Annotated in this window: 20 protein-coding genes; 16 read left to right on the top strand and 4 right to left on the bottom strand. The window is 74.8% G+C overall.

The genetic code is table 11. From position 1 onward, the window contains the following. Nucleotides 1-110: 110 nt before the first annotated feature. Genes pheS through ACFQ8T_RS15505 form a run of 3 tightly spaced genes read left to right on the top strand, consistent with a single transcriptional unit; the run spans nt 111 to nt 4,676 of the window. Entirely contained in the window at nt 111-1,199 is a 1,089-nt protein-coding gene (gene pheS, locus ACFQ8T_RS15495; protein WP_429762144.1) for a phenylalanine--tRNA ligase subunit alpha, read from the top strand. Continuing rightward, nucleotides 1,199-3,811 carry a phenylalanine--tRNA ligase subunit beta gene (gene pheT / locus ACFQ8T_RS15500; RefSeq protein WP_430547407.1) on the top strand — a complete coding sequence of 871 codons (2,613 nt, stop codon included), beginning with the start codon at nt 1,199-1,201 and terminating at the stop codon, nt 3,809-3,811. The genes pheS and pheT overlap by 1 nt, the downstream gene beginning before the upstream one ends. After that, complete coding sequence (locus ACFQ8T_RS15505) at nt 3,804-4,676, top strand: SDR family NAD(P)-dependent oxidoreductase (RefSeq protein ID WP_430547408.1); 873 nt, start codon at nt 3,804-3,806, stop codon at nt 4,674-4,676. Before pheT ends, ACFQ8T_RS15505 begins: the two co-directional genes overlap by 8 nt. A 34-nt stretch (nt 4,677-4,710) precedes the next feature. Here the strand turns inward: ACFQ8T_RS15505 and ACFQ8T_RS15510 are convergent, their stop codons facing one another. Both ACFQ8T_RS15510 and ACFQ8T_RS15515 read right to left on the bottom strand, forming a co-directional pair. After that, entirely contained in the window at nt 4,711-5,496 is a 786-nt protein-coding gene (locus ACFQ8T_RS15510; RefSeq protein ID WP_430547409.1) for an LLM class F420-dependent oxidoreductase, read from the bottom strand. Nucleotides 5,497-5,530: 34 nt separating this feature from the next. Continuing rightward, nucleotides 5,531-6,322 carry a methyltransferase domain-containing protein gene (locus ACFQ8T_RS15515; RefSeq protein WP_430547410.1) on the bottom strand — a complete coding sequence of 264 codons (792 nt, stop codon included), beginning with the start codon at nt 6,320-6,322 and terminating at the stop codon, nt 5,531-5,533. A 76-nt stretch (nt 6,323-6,398) separates the two neighbouring features. Here ACFQ8T_RS15515 and ACFQ8T_RS15520 point away from each other — a divergent pair, with 76 nt between their 5' ends. Continuing rightward, on the top strand, nt 6,399-6,845 hold the full coding sequence (locus ACFQ8T_RS15520; RefSeq protein WP_430547411.1) for a VOC family protein: 447 nt from the start codon (nt 6,399-6,401) through the stop codon (nt 6,843-6,845). A gap of 10 nt (nt 6,846-6,855) precedes the next feature. Here the strand turns inward: ACFQ8T_RS15520 and ACFQ8T_RS15525 are convergent, their stop codons facing one another. Both ACFQ8T_RS15525 and ACFQ8T_RS15530 read right to left on the bottom strand, forming a co-directional pair. Next, nucleotides 6,856-7,839, bottom strand: a complete 984-nt coding sequence (locus tag ACFQ8T_RS15525) for a quinone oxidoreductase family protein (RefSeq protein WP_430547412.1) — start codon at nt 7,837-7,839, stop codon at nt 6,856-6,858. Between the two features lie 10 nt (nt 7,840-7,849). Beyond that, nucleotides 7,850-8,467 carry a DUF1684 domain-containing protein gene (locus tag ACFQ8T_RS15530; protein ID WP_430547413.1) on the bottom strand — a complete coding sequence of 206 codons (618 nt, stop codon included), beginning with the start codon at nt 8,465-8,467 and terminating at the stop codon, nt 7,850-7,852. 79 nt (nt 8,468-8,546) lie between these two features. Between ACFQ8T_RS15530 and ACFQ8T_RS15535 the strand changes: the two genes are divergently transcribed. The 12 genes from ACFQ8T_RS15535 (at nt 8,547) to tyrS (ending at nt 20,672) form a co-directional block, all read left to right on the top strand. Further along, a complete protein-coding gene (locus ACFQ8T_RS15535; protein WP_430547414.1) occupies nt 8,547-9,065 on the top strand; it encodes a GNAT family N-acetyltransferase in 519 nt (172 codons plus the stop codon). A gap of 65 nt (nt 9,066-9,130) precedes the next feature. Beyond that, on the top strand, nt 9,131-10,219 hold the full coding sequence (gene argC, locus ACFQ8T_RS15540; protein ID WP_430547415.1) for an N-acetyl-gamma-glutamyl-phosphate reductase: 1,089 nt from the start codon (nt 9,131-9,133) through the stop codon (nt 10,217-10,219). Further along, complete coding sequence (gene argJ, locus ACFQ8T_RS15545; RefSeq protein WP_430547416.1) at nt 10,216-11,397, top strand: bifunctional glutamate N-acetyltransferase/amino-acid acetyltransferase ArgJ; 1,182 nt, start codon at nt 10,216-10,218, stop codon at nt 11,395-11,397. The genes argC and argJ overlap by 4 nt, the downstream gene beginning before the upstream one ends. Continuing rightward, entirely contained in the window at nt 11,394-12,338 is a 945-nt protein-coding gene (argB, locus tag ACFQ8T_RS15550; RefSeq protein WP_430547417.1) for an acetylglutamate kinase, read from the top strand. The genes argJ and argB overlap by 4 nt, the downstream gene beginning before the upstream one ends. Continuing rightward, nucleotides 12,335-13,624: an acetylornithine transaminase gene (locus ACFQ8T_RS15555; RefSeq protein WP_430547418.1), complete on the top strand. Its 1,290-nt coding sequence runs from the start codon at nt 12,335-12,337 to the stop codon at nt 13,622-13,624. The genes argB and ACFQ8T_RS15555 overlap by 4 nt, the downstream gene beginning before the upstream one ends. Next, nucleotides 13,624-14,556: an ornithine carbamoyltransferase gene (argF, locus tag ACFQ8T_RS15560; RefSeq protein ID WP_430547419.1), complete on the top strand. Its 933-nt coding sequence runs from the start codon at nt 13,624-13,626 to the stop codon at nt 14,554-14,556. The genes ACFQ8T_RS15555 and argF overlap by 1 nt, the downstream gene beginning before the upstream one ends. Then, nucleotides 14,553-15,095 (top strand): arginine repressor, encoded by a 543-nt coding sequence (locus tag ACFQ8T_RS15565; protein ID WP_430547420.1) that lies wholly within the window; start codon nt 14,553-14,555, stop codon nt 15,093-15,095. The genes argF and ACFQ8T_RS15565 overlap by 4 nt, the downstream gene beginning before the upstream one ends. 83 nt (nt 15,096-15,178) lie before the next feature. After that, the gene (locus ACFQ8T_RS15570) at nt 15,179-16,408 is read left to right on the top strand and encodes an argininosuccinate synthase (RefSeq protein ID WP_430547421.1); all 1,230 of its coding nucleotides are present in this window, start codon (nt 15,179-15,181) and stop codon (nt 16,406-16,408) included. Nucleotide 16,409: 1 nt separating this feature from the next. After that, complete coding sequence (gene argH, locus ACFQ8T_RS15575; protein WP_430547422.1) at nt 16,410-17,867, top strand: argininosuccinate lyase; 1,458 nt, start codon at nt 16,410-16,412, stop codon at nt 17,865-17,867. Nucleotides 17,868-18,009: 142 nt separating this feature from the next. Further along, a complete protein-coding gene (locus ACFQ8T_RS15580) occupies nt 18,010-18,615 on the top strand; it encodes a uridine kinase (protein ID WP_430547423.1) in 606 nt (201 codons plus the stop codon). Continuing rightward, complete coding sequence (locus tag ACFQ8T_RS15585; protein WP_430547424.1) at nt 18,612-19,349, top strand: DNA-3-methyladenine glycosylase; 738 nt, start codon at nt 18,612-18,614, stop codon at nt 19,347-19,349. The genes ACFQ8T_RS15580 and ACFQ8T_RS15585 overlap by 4 nt, the downstream gene beginning before the upstream one ends. A gap of 63 nt (nt 19,350-19,412) precedes the next feature. Further along, entirely contained in the window at nt 19,413-20,672 is a 1,260-nt protein-coding gene (gene tyrS / locus ACFQ8T_RS15590; RefSeq protein WP_430547425.1) for a tyrosine--tRNA ligase, read from the top strand. Nucleotides 20,673-21,121 lie beyond the last annotated feature (449 nt).

Here is a 21,121-nt window from a genome sequence, read left to right on the forward strand (position 1 = left end):
CCCGCGCGCTGAGCGCGGTACCGCGGACGCCGACCTGACCGGCCCGGGCGGGCACATAAACTGACCCCGCCGCCCACACCCTTCGCAGGGCCCCTCTCAGGAAGGCACGCATGTCCACGCCCGCACCCACCCCAGAACCCGGCATCGAACGGCAGAGCCCCGACCCGCTGGACGTCGCGGCGCTCGACTCCGCCGTCGACGAGGCCCTCGCCGCGGTCGCCGCCGCGCGCGACCTCGACGAGCTGAAGACGGTCCGCACCGCGCAGACCGGGGACAAGAGCCCGCTCGCGCTCGCCAACCGTGCCATCGGGGCCCTGCCGGGGCCGGACAAGGCCGCCGCCGGCAAGAACGTCGGCCCGCGCCGCGGGCGCGTGAACCAGGCGATCGCCGCGCGCCAGGCCGAGCTCGAGGCCGAGCGCGACGAGCGCGTCCTGGTCGAGGAGACGGTCGACGTCACGCTGCCGACCGACCGCCGCCCCGTCGGGGCGCGGCACCCGATCGAGCTGGTGCAGGAGCGCATCGCCGACTTCTTCGTGGGCCTCGGCTGGGAGATCGCCGACGGCCCCGAGGTCGAGGCGGAGTGGTTCAACTTCGACGCGCTGAACTTCGACCCGGACCACCCCGCGCGGCAGATGCAGGACACGTTCTACGTGTCCGGCGAGGGGGACAAGCCGTCGAACCTCGTGCTGCGCACGCACACGTCGCCGGTGCAGTCGCGCTCGATGCTGGAGCGTGGCGTGCCGCTGTACATCGCGTGCCCGGGCAAGGTGTTCCGCACCGACGCGCTGGACGCCACGCACACGCCCGTCTTCCACCAGGTCGAGGGCCTGGCGGTCGACAAGGGCCTGACGATGGCGAACCTCGTGGGCACCCTCGACGCGTTCGCGCGCGCCATGTTCGGCCCGGAGGCCCGCACGCGGCTGCGCCCGAGCTTCTTCCCGTTCACGGAGCCCAGCGCGGAGATGGACCTGTGGTTCCCGCAGAAGAAGGGCGGCGCCGGCTGGATCGAGTGGGGCGGCTGCGGCATGGTCAACCCGAACGTGCTGCGCGCGGCCGGGATCGACCCCGAGGAGTACCAGGGCTTCGCGTTCGGGATGGGCATCGAGCGGACGGCGATGCTGCGCCACTCGATCGCGGACATGCACGACATCGTGGAGGGCGACGTGCGCTTCTCCACCCAGTTCGGGACGGAGATCTGATGCCCCGCATCGTCACTGACTGGCTCGGCGAGCACGTCGAGCTGCCGGCGGACCTCACCGCGGAGCAGCTCGCGGCGGCGCTGGTGAGGGTCGGCCTGGAGGAGGAGGAGATCCACCCCGCCGCCGTCACCGGCCCGCTCGTCGTCGGGCGAGTGCTCGCGCAGACGCCCGAGCCGCAGAAGAACGGCAAGACCGTCAACTGGTGCCTGGTCGACGTCGGCCCGGAGCACAACGCGACGCAGATCAAGGGCGTCGACGACGCCGACGTCCCCGCGGGCGGCGCTCGCGGCGTCATCTGCGGCGCGCACAACTTCGGCGTGGGGGACTACGTCGTCGTGTCGCTGCCGGGCACCGTGCTGCCCGGCGGCTTCGCCATCGCGGCGCGCAAGACCTACGGCCACGTCTCCGACGGCATGATCTGCTCGGTGCGGGAGCTCGGCATCGGGGACGACCACGACGGCATCCTCGTGCTCACGCGCGCGGGCTTCGACGCCGCCGACCTCACTCCCGGCCAGGACGCGATCGCCCTGCTCGGCCTCGGCGACGAGGTGCTCGAGATCAACGTGACCCCGGACCGCGGGTACGCGTTCAGCTACCGCGGCGTGGCGCGCGAGTACGCCCACTCCACGGGCGCGCGGTTCACCGACCGCGGGCTGCCGGAGAACCTCGTCACGCCCCCGCCCGCCCCGACGGCCGACGGGTTCGTCGTCGAGGTCGACGACGCGGCGCCGATCCACGGGCAGGTCGGCTGCGACCGGTTCGTCACGCGCGTCGTGCGCGGCATCGACCCCGCCGCGCCCACCCCGCCGTGGATGAAGCGCCGTCTCGAGGGCTCGGGCATGCGGTCCATCTCCCTGGCCGTCGACGTCACCAACTACGTGATGCTCGACCTGGGCCAGCCGCTGCACGCCTACGACCTCGGCAAGGTCGCGGCGCCGATCGTCGTCCGGCGTGCGGCTCCCGGCGAGCGCCTCACGACGCTCGACGACACCGACCGCGCGCTCGACGCCGAGGACCTGCTCATCACGGACTCGCCCGCGGGCGAGCGCGGCGCTCGCGTGCTCGGGCTGGCCGGCGTCATGGGCGGTGCGTCGTCGGAGGTGAGCCCGACGACGACGGACGTCCTCGTCGAGGCGGCCCACTTCGACCAGATCACCGTGGCCCGCACGGCGCGGCGGCACCGGCTGCCGTCCGAGGCCGCCAAGCGGTTCGAGCGCGGCGTGGACCCGCGCCTGCCTGCCGTCGCGGCGCAGCGCGTGGTCGACCTGCTCGTGGAGCTCGGCGGCGGCACCGCGGACGCCGCGGTGAGCGACCTCGACACCACGACCGCCGCCAAGCCGGTGCGTCTGGACGTCACCCTGCCGACGCGCCTGTCGGGCGTGGAGTACGACCGGGCCACCGTGGTCGGCATCCTCGAGCAGATCGGCTGCACCGTGACGGACGCGGTCGCCGGGGCCAGCGTGGACGCGGTCCGCGTGACGCCGCCGTCGTGGCGCCCCGACCTCACCGAGCCGGCCGCGCTGGTCGAGGAGGTCGTGCGGATCGCGGGCTACGACCAGATCCCGTCGGTGCTCCCGGCCGCCCCGGGCGGTCGCGGCCTGACGCCAGAGCAGCGGGCCCGCCGGTCGGTGGCGCGCGCGCTCGCGGAGGCGGGCCTCGTCGAGGTGCTCTCCTACCCGTTCGTCGGCGAGGCCGACCTCGACGCGCTCGGCCTGCCCGACGAGGACGTGCGCCGCACCACGCTGCGCCTCGCCAACCCGCTGGCCGACGACCGGCCCTTCCTGCGCGCCGACCTGCTCTCGACGCTGCTCGAGACCGCGCGGCGGAACGTCTCGCGCGGGCTGCCCGACGTGGCGGTCTTCGAGATCGGCCTGGTCACGCGGCCGACGCCGGGCACCCCGGCCCCGCCGCAGCTGCCGGTCGGCGTGCGGCCGTCGGACGACGACCTCGCGGCGCTCGTCTCCGCCGTCCCGGACCAGCCGCGGCACGTCGCGGGCGTGCTCACCGGCCGGGCGGTGCCTGCCGGCTGGTGGGGCGACGGCCGTGCGGCCGACTGGACGGACGCCCTCGACGCCGCCCGCCTCGTCGCGGAGCGGGCGGGCGCGGAGGTCGTGGTCCGGGCCGACTCCGGCACGATGCCGTGGCACCCCGGGCGCTGCGCGGCGCTGGCGCTGGCCGACGGCGCCGTCGTCGGGCACGCGGGCGAGCTGCACCCGAAGGTGGTCGAGGCCCTGGGCCTGCCTGCCCGGGCGGTGGCGTTCGAGCTCGACCTCGGCGCACTGATCTCCGCCGGCGGGAGCGTGCCCGTCGTGGCCGAGCCGGTGTCGGCGTTCCCCGCGGCGAAGGAGGACTTCGCGTTCGTCGTCGACGCGGACGTGACGGCCGACGCCGTGCACGCCGCCGTCGTCGCGGGCGCGGGCCCGCTGCTGGAGGACGCGCGACTCTTCGACGTGTTCACCGGCGAGCAGGTGGGCGAGGGCAAGAAGTCGCTCGCCTACTCGGTGCGGCTGCGCGCCGCCGACCGCACGCTGACCGCCGACGACGTGCGCGCCGTCCGCGAGGGGGTCGTCGCCGCGGCGACCGAGCGCGTGGGGGCCGTGCTGCGTGGCTGAGTCGGCACCGTCGGCCCGGCCCGTCGAGCCTCGGCCCGCCCGGACCGCGCTGGTCACGGGCGCGAGCCGCGGCATCGGGCGCGCGGTGGCGCTCGGGCTGGCGCGGGCCGGGCTGGACGTCGCCCTCGTCGCTCGGGACGCCGCCCGCCTGGCCGAGGTCGCGCGCGAGGTGCGCGACCTCGGCCGGACGGCCCTCGAGCTGCCCGCGGACATCACCGACGCCGCGGCGGTGGCGGCGGCCGTGCGGGCCGCGGAGGGGTCCCCGACCGACGGCGGGCTGGGCGCCGTGGACCTGCTGGTCAACAACGCCGGCCGCATCGACGCCGAGGTGCCGCTGTGGGAGGCCGACCCCGACGAGTGGTGGTCGGTGCTCGAGACGAACGTGCGCGGGCCGTTCCTGCTGGCCCGGCACGCCGTGCCGGGGATGCTGGCGCGCGGCGGCGGGCGGGTCGTCGACCTCAACAGCGGTGCCGGCTCGCACGACAACGCCGACGCGACCGCCTACACCGCGAGCAAGACCGCGCTGATGCGTCTCGGCGCCGGCCTGCACGCCGCCGGCCACGACCGTGGCCTGCGCGTGCTGGAGGTCGCGCCCGGCGTCGTGCGCACGGACATGACGGGGTCGATGCGCGCCCACGAGGGGCGGACGGAGTGGACGCCCGTCGAGCGGACCGTCGACCTGGTGACGGCGTTCGCGCGCGGCGACCTCGACGCCTGCTCCGGCTGGTTCGTCCGCGCCTCGCACGACACCCCGGAGTCGCTGGTCCGGCTGGCCGGCGCGGCCACGGCGCCCGCCGCGCGCCGGCTGCGCGTGCAGCCGGCGGCGGACGACGACCCGCTGGCCGAGGTGCTCACCGGGCGGTGACCCTGGCACCCCGGCCGGGGCGCGGGCGGGCGGTTCAGCGGCGCTCGTCGCGCCAGCGCACCCACTGCTCGACGAGGGACAGGTCGTAGCCTGGCCCGCCCGTGCCGATCGTGAACAGCGTGGCGCCGGCGTCGAGCAGCTTCTGCCCGACCTCCTCGGGCGGCGCGCCCACGCCGACGGACCGCTCCACGAGGGTCGCGGTGTCGCGCCCGACGGCCTCCCCGTGCTCGTCGAGGATCGCCGACTTCCGGGTGAGGGTGTCGACGTCGCCGAACGAGTGCCACACGTCGGCGTGCTCGGCCACCAGGCGCAGGGTCTTCTTCTCGCCCCCGCCGCCGACGAGGATCGGGATCTCGCGCGTCGGCGCGGGGTTGCCGACCGCGAGCCGGGCCTTGATGCGGGGGAGCGCCGCGCCCAGGTCGGCGATGCGCGAGCCCGCCGTGCCGAACTCGTAGCCGAACTGCTCGTAGTCCTTGGCGAACCAGCCGGCGCCGATGCCGAGGATCAGCCGGCCGCCGCTGATGTGGTCGACCGTGCGGGCCATGTCCGCGAGCAGGTCGGGGTTGCGGTAGGAGTTGCAGCTGACGAGGGCGCCGATCTCGACGCGCTCGGTCTGCTCGGCCCACGCGCCGAGCATCGTCCAGCACTCGTAGTGTGCGCCGTCCGGGTCGCCGGTGAGCGGGAAGAAGTGGTCCCAGTTGAAGATCACGTCGACCCCGGCGTCCTCGGCGCGGCGCACGGCGTCGCGCATCTGGGCATAGTCGGCGTGCTGCGGCTGGAGCTGGACCCCGATGCGGATCGGGTGGGTGGTGTCGGTCACGGTCCGAGCCTAAGCGCGCCCGCCGGTGCGGCCGTCAGCCCGTCCGGGTGGCGACCGTGAAGACCCGCCGGAAGGCGAGCGGCGTGCCGAACCGGTGCCGGGGGTAGGCCTCGCGCAGGGCGGCGCCGAGCTCGACGTCGAACCGGGCGCGCAGGTCCGTGCCGTGCGCGGCGTCGTGCGCGTCGAGCGCGTGCAGCACCGGCTGGGCGCCGGTCGCCGAGATCCACCGCAGCACGGGGTCGTCGCCGTCCAGCACGTGGGTGTAGGTCGTCTCCCAGGCGTCGACCGACCAGCCGGGACCGGACAGGAGCTCGAGGTACTCCGCGGGGTCGCCGACGACGCGGCGCTCGACGGGCCCGACGGCGGCGGCGTACGGCTCGCGACCGGCGACCTCGCGCAGGGTGCGGTGGCTCGGCGCGTCGTGGTTGCCCGGGACGGAGAACGCGAACGTCTGCCGGGCCGTCGCGGCGAGCGCGGGGAGCAGCTCGCGGTGGCCGGGCACCCACTGCAGGGTGGCGTTGCTGATCACCAGGTCGGCCTCGGGGGCGGGACCGCGGCCGGCGGCGTGGTCGCGGACGTCGGCGAGCTCGTAGCGGCTCCCGGGGTCCGCGGCGCGGGCCTTCTCGATCATCGCGGGGGAGGAGTCGAGCCCGACGAACGCGGCGTCCTGCCACCGCCCGCGCAGCACGGGGGTGAGGTGCCCCGGGCCGCAGCCCAGGTCGACGATGCTCGCCGGGTCGCGCACGACGCGCGCGACCAGCTCGCCGAACGGGCGCGACCGCTCGTCGGTGTAGCGCAGGTAGGCGGAGGGGGACCAGTCGGCCATGACAATTCCTCTCGATATCAAGTTTCTTGATGTCAAGAGACTAGCGTGCGCGCCCCCGCCGCGCCACGCTGGGGTCATGGACGCCGGTGAGGACGCCGAGACCATCCCCGCGCCGCCCGGGCGTGGCGACCAGACCCCCGCGACGGTCGTGCCGTACCTCGCGGTGCGCGGCGCGGCGGACGCCATCGACTACTACCGCCGGGCCTTCGGTGCGCAGGAGCGGTTCCGGATCGAGGACGACGGCGTCGTCGGGCACGCCGAGCTCGCCGTCGGCGGCGCGACGATCTACCTGTCCGACGAGTGGGAGCAGCTGCGCGTGCACAGCCCCGCGACGCTCGGCGGATGGTCGGTGTCGCTGGCGATCGAGGTCGAGGACGCCGACGCGTTCGTCGCGCACCTCGTCGACGGCGGGGCCCGGCTGGAGCGGGGCGTCGACGACGGGCCCGAGGAGGGCTGGCGCAGCGCGTGGGTCGTGGACCTCTACGGGCACCGCTGGCACGTCTCGAGCCCGACGGCGGGCTGACCGCCGCCGGTCAGGGGACCAGGAGGACCTTGCCCGTCGTGGCGCGCCCCTCCAGGGCGCGGTGCGCCTGCGCGGCGTCGGCGAGCGGGAGCCGCTCCCCGATCCGGACGTCGAGGTCGCCCGCGGCGGCCGCCCCCAGCACCTCCGACGCCCGCCACTCGAGCTCGCCCCGGGTGAGGAGGTAGTGCCCCAGCGTGGGCCGGGTGAGGTAGAGCGACCCGCCGGAGTTCAGCCGCTGCGGGTCGAACGGCGGCACCTGGCCGGACGCCCCGCCGAACAGCACGAGCGTGCCACGCGGCCGCAGCGACGCGAGCGACGCGTCGAACGTCGCGCGTCCCACGCCGTCGTACACGACGTGCACGCCGCGGCCGTCGGTGAGGTCGCGCACGACGGCGGGCAGTTCGGTCGCGACGTCGTCCATCGCCGCGTAGTCGACGGTGTGCGCGGCTCCGGCCGCCGACGACAGGGCCGCCTTCTCGGGCGAGGACACCGTCGTGATGACGCGCCCGCCGCGCGCGACCGCGAGCTGGGTCGCGAGCAGGCCGACGCCGCCGGCCCCGGCGGTGAGCAGGACGTCGTGGCCCGGCCCGACCTCGAAGGTCGACGCCACGAGGTAGTGCGCCGTCATCCCCTGCAGCGGCAGGGCGGCGGCCGTGACGAGATCGAGTCCCGCGGGGACGCGCACGGCGTTTGCGGCGGGGACGACGGCGAGCTCGGCGTACGACCCCGGCGCCTCGTTCCAGGCCACCTCGTCGCCGACGGCGAAGCCCTCCACGCCGTCGCCGAGCGCCTCGACCGTCCCGGCGCCCTCGACGCCCACGACGTGCGGGTAGCTCATCGGGTAGACGCCCGCCCGGCGGTAGGTGTCGATGAAGTTGACCCCCGCCGCCGCGACGCGGACCAGGAGCTCGCCCGCGCCGGGCGCGGGGTCGGGCTGCTCGACGTACTCCAGGACCTCGGGACCACCCGCCGCGCGGGCCACGACTGCGTGCATGCGTCCGAGCCTACGCAGCCGGGGGCGGGTCCAGCCTCTCGCCCGCGCGGACGGGCACGTCGACGCGGTTGCCCGCCGGGGCCAGCGGGCAGGTCCACGCCGGGTCGTAGCGGCACGACGGGTGGTAGGCGAGGTTGAGGTCCACCACGACGAGGCCGTCGCGCCCGCCGAGGTCGGCGCCCTTCGCCGTGTCGAGCAGGTACCGCCCGCCGCCGTAGGTCTCGTCCCCGGCGGTGCCGTCGCGCAGGGGGACGAACAGGCCGCCGCCGTACTGCGCGAGCCACCAGGCGTCGAGCGTCCCCACGCCGGGGAGCTCGAGCACCCCGACGCGCTCCATCGTCGTCGTGCCGTCCGCGCCCGTGTCGAGCTCCAGCCGCGCCGCCGGCGCGGGGCGCAGCGGCACCTCGAAGCGCAGCGCCGGGTCGTAGGGCCAGGAGGGGAGCCCGGTCGCCCGCAGCGGGTCACCGGCCGGCAGCGGGCTCTGCGCGTGGTCGCGGAAGAGTGCGTCGCGCCCCGCCCGCCACGTCGCGTGCCCGCTCGCGGGGTCGGGCGCGGCGCGGACCGCGGCGTACAGCTCGGCGACGCGCCGCCGCCAGTCGGCGAGCTCGACGGCGGTGCCCGGCGTCACCGGAGGGCTCCCGCGTCGGGCGCAACGGTGGGCACGGCGGTGGGGAGGGCGGTCACGGCCTCGACCCTATGCTTCGCCTGTGACCCGAGACACCCGCGCACCGTTCACGATCCGTCCCGCGACCGACGACGACTGGCCCGCCCTGTGGCCGACCGTCGAGGCGGTGGTGCGTGAGGGCGAGACGTACGTCTACCCGCTGGACCTCACGAGCGAGCAGGCGCGGGAGATCTGGATGGAGCGCGCCCCGGGCGCGACGGTCGTGGCGGAGGCTGCGGACGGCACGCTGCTGGGCACGGCCAAGATGGGGCCGAACCGGCCGGGCCACGGCGACCACGTGGGCACGGCGTCGTTCATGGTGTCGCCCGCCGCGCGCGGGCTCGGGGTGGGCCGGGCGCTCGGCGAGCACGTCGTCGCCTGGCACCGCGAGCAGGGCTTCCGCGGCATCCAGTTCAACGCGGTGGTGGAGTCGAACGAGGTCGCGGTGCGCCTGTGGCGGGCGCTCGGGTTCGAGGTGGTCGGCACTGTGCCGGGCGCCTTCCGCAGCCCGGCGCACGGCTACGTGGGGCTGCACGTGATGTACCTGCCGCTCGTCGCCTGACCCGAGGCGCCCGGGGCGCGAGAAACTGGTTCCGGCGCATTGCATAGGTATGTATAGTGCTGCATATGGTCAGCACTGAGTCGCGCACGTTCCGTGTCGCCGTCGCCGGTGCCTCCGGGTACGCCGGGGGCGAGTTCCTGCGCCTCGCGGCGCGTCACCCCGCGCTGGAGGTCGGGACGCTCACGGCGCACTCGAACGCCGGCGCGCGCCTCGGCACGCTGCAGCCGCACCTGCGCTCCCTCGCGGACAGGGTGCTCGAGCCGACCACCCCCGAGGCGCTCGCGGGCCACGACGTCGTCGTGCTCGGCCTGCCGCACGGCGCGTCCGGCGAGATCGCCGCGCAGCTGCCCGACGACGTGCTCGTGCTCGACCTCGGCGCCGACCACCGCCTCGCGTCCGCCGCCGACTGGGAGCAGTTCTACGGCTCGGCCCACGCGGGCACCTGGCCCTACGGCCTGCCCGAGCTGCTCCACGCCGACGGCGCGGGGACGGTCACCGGCGCGCAGCGCGACCGCCTGGCGGGCGCCCGCCGGATCGCGGTGCCCGGCTGCAACGTCACGGCCGTCACGCTCGGCCTGCAGCCCGGCGTCGCCGCCGGCCTCGTGAGCCCGGCCGACGTCGTCGCGGTCCTCGCCAACGGGTACTCGGGCGCGGGCAAGTCCCTCAAGCCGCACCTGCTCGCCGCCGAGGGCCTGGGCTCCGCCGTGCCGTACGCGGTGGGCGGCACGCACCGGCACATCCCCGAGATCGCCCAGAACCTGCGTACCGCCGGGGCGCCGGAGGTGTCGATCAGCTTCACCCCGACGCTCGTGCCGATGTCGCGCGGCATCCTCGCCACCGTCACGGCCCGCCTCGCGCCGGGCCACGAGGACGCCACCGCCGCCGACGTCCGCGCCGCCTGGGCCGAGGCCTACGCGGACGAGCCGTTCGTCGAGCTCCTCCCGGAGGGCCAGTGGCCGACGACGGCCGCCACCCTCGGCGCCAACACGGCCCTCGTGCAGGTCGCGCTCGACGCCGCCGCCGGGCGCGTCGTGACCGTCACCGCCATCGACAACCTGGTCAAGGGCACCGCCGGCCAGGCGGTCCAGGCCATGAACCTCGCCCTCGGCCTGCCGGAGACGGCCGGCCTCGTCACCGAAGGAGTCGCACCGTGAGCGTGACCGCAGCGCAGGGGTTCCGGGCCGCCGGGATCACGGCCGGCCTCAAGGCCTCCGGCACCCCCGACCTCGCCCTGGTCGTCAACGACGGCCCGCAGCACGCGGCCGCCGCCGTCTTCACGAGCAACCGTGTGGTCGGCGCGCCGGTGATGTGGTCGCGCCAGGCGATCAAGGACGGGGTCGCCCGCGCCGTCGTGCTGAACTCGGGTGCCGCGAACGTGTGCACCGGCCCGGGCGGGTTCCAGGACTCGCACGCGACGGCGGAGAAGGTCGCCGAGGTGCTCGGGATCGGTGCGATCGACGTCCTCGTGGCCTCGACCGGCCTCATCGGCGTGCGGCTCGCGGCGGAGAAGCTGCTCGCCGGGATCCCGGTCGCGGCGGACGCGCTGGGGCCGGACGAGGAGTCGGGCACGAGCGCGGCCACGGCCATCATGACGACGGACTCCGTCCCGAAGACCGCGGTGCGCACGATCGAGACGCCGTCCGGCACCGTGACGGTGGGCGGGATGGCCAAGGGCGCGGGCATGCTCGCTCCCGCGCTCGCCACGATGCTCTGCGTCATCACGACCGACGCCGTCGTGGACGCCGGGACCACGGACGCGGCGCTGCGCGCGGCGACCCGCACGACGTTCGACCGCGTCGACTCCGACGGCTGCATGTCGACCTCCGACACCGTCGTGCTCATGGCGTCGGGCGCGTCCGGCGCGACGCCGGACGACGCCGCGTTCGCCGAGGCCGTGACCGCGGTCTGCGCCGACCTCGCGCGCCAGCTCGTGGCGGACGCGGAGGGCGCGTCCCACGACATCGCCATCACCGTCACGCACGCGACGACCGAGGACGCCGGACTGGCCGTGGCCCGGGCCGTGAGCCGGTCCAACCTGGTCAAGGCCGCGATCTTCGGCAACGACCCCAACTGGGGCCGCATCCTCTCGCAGGTCGGCACGGTCCCCGAGGAGGTCGCGCCGTTCGACCCGCTGGAGCTCGACGTCAGCGTCAACGGCGTCATGGTGTGCAAGGCGGGCGGGGCGCACGAGTCGCCGGAGGACGTCGACCTCGCCGCGTCGCGTGACGTGTCGATCACGATCGACCTGCACGCCGGCGATGCCGAGATCACGCTGTGGACCAACGACCTCACCCACGCGTACGTCCACGAGAACAGCGCGTACAGCTCATGAGCAGCGACGTCGTGAACGGGCTCGCGCCCGAGCAGAAGGCCGAGGTGCTCCTCGAGGCCCTCCCGTGGCTCCAGGAGTTCGCGGGCGCGCTCGTCGTCGTCAAGTACGGCGGCAACGCCATGATCGACGACCGGCTCAAGGCCGCGTTCGCCCAGGACATGGTGTTCCTGCGCCAGGTGGGGCTGCGGCCCGTCGTGGTGCACGGCGGCGGCCCGCAGATCAACGCCATGCTGGAGCGCCTGGACATCCACAGCGAGTTCCGCGGCGGCCTGCGCGTCACGACCCCCGAGGCGATGGACGTGGTGCGCATGGTGCTCACCGGCCAGGTCTCGCGCGAGCTCGTCGGTCTCATCAACGCGCACGGCCCGCACGCCGTCGGCATGTCGGGGGAGGACGCCGGGCTGTTCCGTGCCGCCCGCCGGCACGCCGTCGTCGACGGCGAGCCGGTCGACGTCGGCCTCGTGGGCGACGTCGTCCAGGTGGACGCCGGGGCCGTGCAGGACCTGCTCGACGCCGGCCGCATCCCGGTCGTGTCGACCGTCGCGCCCGACGTCGACGACCCGACCCAGGTGCTCAACATCAACGCCGACACGGCAGCCTCCGCGCTCGCGGTGGCGCTCGGGGCCAGCAAGCTGATCATGCTCACCGACGTCGAGGGCCTGTACACGTCGTGGCCCGACAAGGACTCCCTCGTCGAGGAGATCTCCGCGCCGGACCTCGCCGCCCTCCTGCCGAGCCTGACGTCCGGCATGGTGCCCAAGATGGAGGCGTGCCTGCGCGCCGTCCAGGGCGGCGTGCCCCGCGCGACCGTGATCGACGGCCGCCAGCCGCACTCGGTGCTCCTGGAGGTCTTCACCACCCGCGGCAACGGCACGATGGTCGTGCCCGCGCCGACAGCCACCACCACCGATCCCACAGCGAGCAAGGAGGCAGGCGCGTGAGCGACACCCTGCAGTCGGTGAGCGGCGGCGCCCTCGCCGACGCCTCGAACGCCGCCTGGACCGACCGCTACACCCACGCGGTGATGGACACGTTCGGCCCGCCCCAGCGTGTGCTGGTGCGCGGCGAGGGCGCCTACGTGTGGGACGCCGACGGGCGTCGCTACCTCGACCTGCTCGCCGGGATCGCGGTGAACGCGCTCGGCCACGCCCACCCCACGGTCACGGCGGCGATCAGCGCGCAGCTCGGCACCCTCGGGCACGTGTCGAACTTCTTCGCGACGCCCACCCAGATCGGCCTGGCCGAGCGTCTGCTGCACCTCGCGGGCGCCCCCGAGGGCTCGCGGGTGTTCTTCACCAACTCGGGCACCGAGGCGGTGGAGGCGGCGTTCAAGATGGCGCGCCGCAACGCCGGCGACGACGGCACCCGCACCCGGGTCCTGGCCCTGGAGGGCGGCTTCCACGGCCGCTCGATGGGCGCGCTCGCCCTCACGGCGAAGGCCGCGTACCGCGAGCCGTTCGAGCCGCTGCCCGGCGGCGTCGAGCACGTGCCGTTCGGCGACACCGCCGCCCTCGACGAGGCGTTCTCGCCGGAGGCGGTCGTGGAGCGGGGTGGCGTCGCGGCGTTCGTCGTGGAGCCGCTGCAGGGCGAGGCCGGTGTGCGGCCGCTGCCCCCGGGCTACCTGGCGCACGCCCGCCGGCTCACCGCCGAGGCGGGCGCGCTGCTGGTGCTCGACGAGGTCCAGACGGGCGTCGGCCGCACGGGCTCCTGGTTCGCCTTCCAGCAGCCGGAGATCGGCGGCGGCGTCGTGCCCGACGTCGTCACCGTGGCCAAGGGCCTGGGCGGCGGCTTCCCCGTGGGCGCCGCGATCGCGTTCGGCGAGCGCGCCGCGACCCTGCTCGGCCGCGGCCAGCACGGCACCACGTTCGGGGGCAACCCGGTCGCGGCGGCCGCCGGCCTCGCGACGCTCGGCGTCATCGAGCGCGACGACCTGCTCGAGAACGTGCGCCGCGTCGGCGCCGTCCTCGCCTCCGAGATCGAGGCCGCGGGCAACCCGCTCGTCGCCGGAGTGCGCGGGCGAGGGCTCCTGCTCGCCGTCCAGCTCACCCGGCCCGTCGCGGCCGACGTCGCGGCGGCCGCGCTGGAGGCCGGCTTCGTCGTCAACGCCGTCGCCCCGGACGCGATCCGCCTCGCGCCCCCGCTGATCCTCACGGCCGACCAGGCGCGCGACGTCGCCCGGTTCTTCGCCGCCGTCACCGTCCCCGCCTCTGCCGACAGGGAGTCCTGATGCCCCGCCACTTCCTCCGCGACGACGACCTCACCCCGGACGAGCAGCGGGAGGTCCTCGAGCTCGGCATGGCGTTCCGGGAGGACCGGTTCGTGCGCGCGCCGCTCGCGGGCCCCCAGGGCGTGGCCGTGCTGTTCGACAAGCCGACGCTGCGCACGCAGGTCTCGTTCTCGACGGGCGTCGCCGAGCTCGGCGGCTTCCCCGTGATCGTGGACGGCCGGCTCGCCCAGGTGGGCGTGCGCGAGTCCGTCGCCGACGTCACCCGCGTGCTCGACCGCCAGGTGTCCGCCATCGTGTGGCGCACGTTCGGCCAGGCCCGGATCGACGAGATGGCCGCCGTCTCGCGCGTCCCGGTGGTCAACGCCCTCACGGACGGGTTCCACCCGTGCCAGATCCTCGCCGACCTGCTCACGGTGGCCCAGCACCGCGGCGGCATCTCCGCCCTGGCCGGTCAGCGGCTCGCCTACGTGGGCGACGCCGGCAACAACATGGCCGCGTCGTACCTGCTCGGCGGCGTCACCGCCGGCCTGCACGTCGCGGTCGCCGGGCCGGAGGGCTACCTCCCGCCCGAGGACGTCGTCGCCCGCGCCCGGGAGATCGCCGCCACGACCGGGGGCTCGGTGACCGTCACGACCGACGCCCGGGCCGCCGTCGCCGGGGCCGACGTCGTCGCCGCGGACACCTGGGTCTCCATGGGCGACGAGGACGAGGCCGCCGAGCGGCTCGCCGCCCTGGACGCCTATCGCGTGGACGACGCGCTCCTTTCCGGCGCGGCCGACGACGCGATCTTCCTGCACTGCCTGCCCGCCTACCGCGGCAAGGAGGTCACGGCCTCCGTGATCGACGGCCCCGCGTCCGTCGTCTGGGACGAGGCGGAGAACCGCCTGCACGCCCAGAAGGCCCTGCTCACCTGGCTCCTGGAGCACCGGTGAGCGCCGCCGAGGGCGCGTCGGCGGGCCAGGCCTCGGGGCCGACGACGAAGGCCGCGCGGCACGCGCGGATCGTCGAGATCGTGCGGCGCACGGCGATCCACTCGCAGGCCGAGCTGGCCCGCGAGCTCGCCGACGCGGGCGTCAGCGTCACGCAGGGCACCCTGTCGCGCGACCTCATCGAGCTGCGCGCGGAGAAGGTGCGCAACGCGGCGGGGGCGCTCGTCTACGCCGTGCCAGGCGAGGGCGGCGACCGCAGCGTGCAGGCCGCGGGCGTGGGGGAGCACGACGTCGAGTACGTCGCCGCGCGCCTCGCCCGGCTCTGCAACGACCTGCTCGTGTCGGCGGAGGCGTCCGCCAACCTCGTGGTGCTGCGCACGCCGCCCGGCGCGGCCAACTACCTCGCGTCCGCGATCGACCACTCGGTCTTCCCGGGCGTCCTCGGCTCCATCGCGGGCGACGACACGATCCTCGTGATCGCGCGCGACCCGCTCGGCGGCGACGAGCTGGCCCGCCGCTTCCTCGAGCTGACCGGTCCCTGACCCCGTCCTCCCGGCGGGCCGTGGCCTCCGCGGACCCGCACTGCCAGACTTGACCCGAACCCCTCGCAAGAAAGAGAACTGTGATGACTGATCGCGTCGTGCTCGCCTACTCGGGCGGCCTGGACACCTCCGTGGCCATCGGCTGGATCGCCGAGGCCACCGGGGCCGAGGTCGTCGCCGTGGCCGTCGACGTCGGCCAGGGCGGCGAGGACATGAACGTCATCCGCAAGCGCGCGCTCGACTGCGGCGCCGTCGAGGCGTACGTCGCCGACGCGCGCGACGAGTTCGCGGCGGAGTACTGCATGCCCGCGCTCAAGGCCAACGGCATGTACCTCGACCGCTACCCGCTGGTCTCGGCGATCTCCCGCCCGGTGATCGTCAAGCACCTCGTGCGCGCCGCGCGCCAGTTCGGCGCGACGACGGTCGCGCACGGCTGCACCGGCAAGGGCAACGACCAGGTCCGCTTCGAGGTCGCGACGACGTCGCTCGCCCCGGACCTCAAGTCCATCGCCCCGGTCCGCGACCTCGCGCTCACGCGCGAGAAGGCCATCGACTACGCGGAGCGGCACGACCTGCCGATCGCGACCACCAAGAAGAACCCGTTCTCGATCGACCAGAACGTGTGGGGCCGTGCGGTGGAGACGGGCTTCCTCGAGGACATCTGGAACGAGCCCACCAAGGACGTCTACTCCTACACCGACGACCCGACGTTCCCGCCGGTCGCCGACGAGGTCGTCGTCACCTTCGACCAGGGCGTGCCGGTGGCGCTGGACGGCGTGGCGGTCACCCCGCTGCAGGCCATCCAGGAGATGAACCGCCGGGCCGGCGCCCAGGGCGTGGGCCGCATCGACATCGTCGAGGACCGCCTCGTGGGCATCAAGTCCCGCGAGATCTACGAGGCGCCCGGCGCGATCGCGCTCATCGCCGCGCACCAGGAGCTCGAGAACGTCACGCTCGAGCGCGAGCAGGCCCGCTTCAAGCGCCAGGTCGAGCAGCGCTGGACCGAGCTGGTCTACGACGGCATGTGGTTCTCCCCGCTGAAGAAGAACCTCGACTCGTTCGTCGACGAGACGCAGAAGTACGTGTCCGGCGACATCCGCATGGTCCTGCACGGCGGCCGCGCCACCGTGACGGGGCGCAGGTCGGAGTCCAGCCTGTACGACTTCAACCTCGCCACCTACGACGAGGGCGACGCGTTCGACCAGTCGCACGCCAAGGGCTTCATCGAGATCTACGGCCTCGCCGCCAAGCAGGCCGCGGCCCGCGACGAGAAGTTCGGCAACGGCGTGGACCTCGGCGTCGGGGAGTTCTGACGTGGGCTCCGAGGTCACGCCGGGCGCCCGGGACGGCGCGCTGACGACGCAGGGTGACAACGTCTCCCTGTGGGGCGGCCGGTTCTCCGGCGGCCCGTCGCCGGAGCTGCAGGCGCTGTCCCAGTCGACGCACTTCGACTGGGTGCTCGCCCCGTACGACATCCGCGGGTCCCGGGCGCACGCCCGGGTGCTGCACGCCGCGGGCCTGCTCACGGACGACGAGCTGACCGGCATGCTCGAGGCGCTCGACGTGCTGCTCGCCGACGTCGAGTCGGGGGCCTTCCTCCCCGTGCTCGGCGACGAGGACGTGCACACGGCCCTCGAGCGCGGCCTCATCGAGCGCGCGGGCACCGAGCTCGGCGGCAAGCTCCGCGCGGGCCGGTCGCGCAACGACCAGATCGCCACCCTGGTGCGGCTGTACCTGCGCGACCAGTCGCGCGTCGTCGTGCGCCAGGTGCTCGACGTCGTGGACGCGCTCATCGTGCAGGCGGAGGCGGCCGGCGAGGCCGTCATGCCGGGCCGCACGCACCTGCAGCACGCGCAGCCGGTGCTGCTGGCGCACCAGCTCCTGGCGCACGCGTGGCCGCTGCTGCGCGACGTCGACCGGCTGGTCGACTGGGACGTCCGCGCGGCGCGCTCGCCCTACGGGTCGGGGGCGCTCGCGGGCTCGTCGCTGGGCCTCGACCCGGCGGCGGTCGCGACAGAGCTGGGCTTCGACGGCCCGGTGGAGAACTCGATCGACGGCACCGCCGCGCGCGACGTCGTCGCGGAGTTCGCGTTCGTGTCCGCGATGGTGGGCATCGACCTGTCCCGGCTGAGCGAGGAGATCATCCTCTGGAACACGAAGGAGTTCGGCTTCGTGCGGCTGGACGACTCGTGGTCGACCGGGTCCAGCATCATGCCGCAGAAGAAGAACCCGGACATCGCGGAGCTCGCCCGCGGCAAGGCCGGCCGGCTGGTGGGCGACCTGACCGGGCTGCTCACCACCCTCAAGGGCCTGCCGCTGGCGTACAACCGCGACCTGCAGGAGGACAAGGAGCCGGTCTTCGACCAGGTCTCCACCCTCACCGTGCTGCTGCCCGCGTTCGCGGGGATGGTCCGGACGCTCACGTTCGACACGGCACGGATGGCCGAGCTCGCCCCGCAGGGCTTCTCGTTGGCGACCGACATCGCCGAGTGGCTGGTGCGCCAGGGCGTCCCGTTCCGCGTCGCGCACGAGGTCGCGGGCGCGTGCGTCCGGGTCTGCGAGGAGCGCGGGATCGAGCTGTGGGACCTCTCCGACGCCGACCTCGCCGCGATCTCGGAGCACCTGACGCCGGGCGTGCGCGAGGTGCTGAGCGTCGAGGGCTCCGTGGCCTCCCGCGACGGCGTCGGCGGCACGGCACCCGCGCGCGTCGTCGAGCAGGTCGAGGCCGCCAAGGAGCGGTCCGCCGAGTTCCGCATCTGGGCGGACAGCTGAGCCGACCCGTTCCCCGGCCCGGGCACCGTCGGCCGCACGCTCCCTCGGGGCGTGCGGCCGTCGCCGTCCGGGGCGGTCGCGAAGGACGCACGGACGAGACGCGGCAGCGGGTACGGTCGGCGGGCCGGAGGAAGGAGCGGGCGTGACGACGAGCGAGGACGTGCTGGACGCGCTGGTGGCGCGCGTGCACACGGCGGAGCCGCGGCTCCCGGGGCCCGCGGCGCCGGAGCCGTGGCGGCGCACGCGGCTCGTGTGCGTCGACGGGCCGGCGGGCTCGGGCAAGACGACGCTCGCGACGCAGCTCGCCCTGCGGTTCGCGTGCCAGGTCGTGCACCTGGACGACCTCTACGAGGGCTGGGAGGCCGGCCCCGACGGCGGCGCGCGTCGCCTGGGGGAGTGGGTCCTCGAGCCTCTCGAGGCGGGCCGTCCGGGCAGGTATCTCCGCTACGACTGGGGGCGGGGCGAGTACGCCGAGGCGCACGACGTCGAGCCCGCCCCGGTCCTCGTCGTCGAGGGCTGCGGCGCCGGGGCCCGCCAGGTCGACGGCCGGGCCGCGCTGCGGGTGTGGGTGGAGGCCGACGACGCGGTGCGCCTCTCCCGCGGCCTCGCGCGCGACGGGTCGGACGCCCGCGAGCACTGGCTGCGCTGGATGGCCGACGAACGCACCCACTACGCGACCGAGCGCACGCGCGAGCGTGCCGACGTCCGGCTCGACGGCGTCGGCCGGCTCCTCGAGGCGGTGCGATGACGTCGGCGAGGCGGGTGCAGGACGGTTTTCCCGCAGCGGACGGGGAACCGCAGGCGGACGCGGTGGCGGCGGGCGCGGGCCTGGTCGTCCCGGGCCGCGCCTGGTTCGCGCGGGACGTGCACGTCGTCGCGCACGACCTGCTCGGGGCGCTGCTCACCCGCCGCACGCCGGACGGTGCGGTGACGGTGCGGCTCACGGAGGTCGAGGCGTACGCGGGCACGGCCGACCCGGGGTCGCACGCGTACCGGGGCGAGGCGGCGCGCAACCGGACGATGTTCGGCGAGCCCGGTCGCGTCTACGTCTACCGGCACCTGGGGCTGCACCACTGCATGAACGTCGTGTGCAGCCCGCCGGGCGAGGCGTCGGCCGTGCTGCTCCGGGCGGGCGAGGTGGTCGAGGGGGCCGACCTCGCGCGCGAGCGGCGCGCGGCCGCGGGCGTGACGCGGTCCGACGTCGACCTGGCGCGCGGCCCGGCCCGCCTGACCGTCGCGCTCGCGATCGACCGGGACGACGACGGCGCGGACGTCACCGATCCGGGCGGCGCCCTGGTGCTGCGGGTGCCGCGGCCCCGGGACCGCACCGACGGTGCCGGTCGCGAGGTCGCCACGGGTCCTCGCGTCGGCGTGAGCGGCGAGGGCGGCCGCGCCGACCTGTTCCCCTGGCGGGCGTGGCTGGCCGGCGAGCCCACCGTCTCGGCGTACCGGGCGGCGGAATCACGGCGCCGACGGCGGTAGGCGTCGGGCACACTAGGAGGGCGGCCCGCCCGGGCCGCGATCCCTTTCCCCGAGGAGCACACGGTGACCGACGTTCTCGACGAGCTGCACTGGCGAGGCCTGGTGGCGCAGTCCACCGACGAGGCCGCGCTGCGTTCTGCGCTGGCCGAGGGACCCGTCACCTATTACGCGGGCTTCGACCCGACGGCGCAGAGCCTGCACGTCGGGCACATGGTCCAGCTGCTGAACATGCGCCGGCTCCAGCTGGCGGGGCACCGTCCGCTCGCGCTGGTCGGAGGTGCGACGGGTCTCATCGGCGACCCGCGCCCGACCACGGAGCGGTCGATGCAGTCGCGCGACGTCGTCGCGGGCTGGGTCGAGCGCATCCGGGGTCAGATCGAACCGTTCCTGGACTTCGAGGGCCCGGCGGCAGCGCGCATGGTCAACAACCTCGACTGGACCGGGGCCATGTCCGCGATCGACTTCCTGCGCGACGTCGGCAAGCACTTCCGGGTGGGCACGATGCTGGGCAAGGACATCGTCGCCCGGCGCCTGCGCTCGGACGAGGGCATCAGCTACACCGAGTTCAGCTACCAGGTGCTGCAGGGCATGGACTTCCGGGAGCTGTACGAGCGCCACGGGTGCACGCTGCAGCTCGGGGGCAACGACCAGTGGGGCAACCTGTTGTCCGGCGTCGAGCTCATCCGCAAGACGGACGGCGCGGCCGTGCACGCCCTGACGTCGCCCCTCATCACCAAGGCCGACGGCACCAAGATGGGCAAGTCCGAGGGCGGCGCCGTCTGGCTCGACCCGGAGCTCACGAGCCCGTACGCCTTCTACCAGTTCTGGGTGAACACGGCGGACGCGGACGTCGTGAAGTACCTCAAGGTCTTCACCTTCCGCTCCAGGGAGGAGATCGAGGCGCTCGAGCGGGAGGTGGCCGAGCGGCCGTTCGCCCGCGAGGCGCAGCGGGCGCTGGCCGGCGACCTCACCACCCTCGTGCACGGTCAGGCGGCGACGGACGCCGTCATCTCGGCGAGCCAGGCCCTGTTCGGCCGGGGCGAGCTGCGAGGCCTGGACGAGGGGACCCTCGGTGCCGCCGTCGCGGAGCTCCCGCGCACGACGGCGAAGGCGGGCGACCTGGTCGTCGACGCGTTCGTGGGCTCGGGCCTGGTCGCATCGAAGGCCGCCGCCCGACGCGCGATCTCTGAGGGCGGCGCGTACGTGAACAACGCGAAGGTCGAGTCGGAGGACGCCGCGCTGCGGACCGAGGACCTGCTGCACGGCCGGTACGCCGTCCTGCGTCGGGGCAAGCGGACCCTGGCGGTGGCCGTCGCGGAGTGACGGCGGCCGTGCCGTCGGACGCGTGACGTCGAGGGCCCCGGGGGAGCACGAGCTCCTCCAGGGCCCTCGCCGTTCGTCGGGCGGCGCCAGGACGGGCGGTCGCGGGGTATCGCCGCAGGTCACAGGGCGATTTGGCGCCTGCGCCAGACTGTGTGTAATGTTCTGGTCGTTCGCCCGACAGGGAGAACGGACACCGAGGAGACAGCCGAGCGGCTGGGTACCGGTGGCCGGCCCGGGGCGGACACCCGAATCCTTCTTCACGAGGTCGACCAGTGCGCCCTCGTTCGGGATCGGGACGTTCGAACCCAGCACTTCAGGCCGGCGGCCGGGAGTTGACGGGGAAGAACGAACCGAGTAAGTTTGAGGGGTTGCCCCGGCGGGGTCGGAGCCGAGAGTGGTTCTGGTTCTGCGGTGTGCGTCGGTTGTTTGAGAACTCAACAGTGTGTTTG

Origin of the sequence: Isoptericola sp. NPDC056618 (assembly GCF_042792715.1) — a bacterium.
Lineage (GTDB): Bacteria > Actinomycetota > Actinomycetes > Actinomycetales > Cellulomonadaceae > Isoptericola > Isoptericola nanjingensis.

Excerpts from the sequence above, each read along its gene's own strand:
- ACFQ8T_RS15515 (WP_430547410.1), bottom strand. The coding sequence starts at position 6,322 with ATGGCCGACTGGTCCCCCTCCGCCTACCTGCGCTACACCGACGAGCGG.
- argB (WP_430547417.1), top strand. The coding sequence starts at position 11,394 with ATGAGCAGCGACGTCGTGAACGGGCTCGCGCCCGAGCAGAAGGCCGAG.
- pheS (WP_429762144.1), top strand. The coding sequence starts at position 111 with ATGTCCACGCCCGCACCCACCCCAGAACCCGGCATCGAACGGCAGAGC.
- argC (WP_430547415.1), top strand. The coding sequence starts at position 9,131 with ATGGTCAGCACTGAGTCGCGCACGTTCCGTGTCGCCGTCGCCGGTGCC.
- ACFQ8T_RS15585 (WP_430547424.1), top strand. The coding sequence starts at position 18,612 with ATGACGTCGGCGAGGCGGGTGCAGGACGGTTTTCCCGCAGCGGACGGG.
- pheT (WP_430547407.1), top strand. The coding sequence starts at position 1,199 with ATGCCCCGCATCGTCACTGACTGGCTCGGCGAGCACGTCGAGCTGCCG.
- ACFQ8T_RS15525 (WP_430547412.1), bottom strand. The coding sequence starts at position 7,839 with ATGCACGCAGTCGTGGCCCGCGCGGCGGGTGGTCCCGAGGTCCTGGAG.
- ACFQ8T_RS15570 (WP_430547421.1), top strand. The coding sequence starts at position 15,179 with ATGACTGATCGCGTCGTGCTCGCCTACTCGGGCGGCCTGGACACCTCC.
- argF (WP_430547419.1), top strand. The coding sequence starts at position 13,624 with ATGCCCCGCCACTTCCTCCGCGACGACGACCTCACCCCGGACGAGCAG.
- ACFQ8T_RS15520 (WP_430547411.1), top strand. The coding sequence starts at position 6,399 with ATGGACGCCGGTGAGGACGCCGAGACCATCCCCGCGCCGCCCGGGCGT.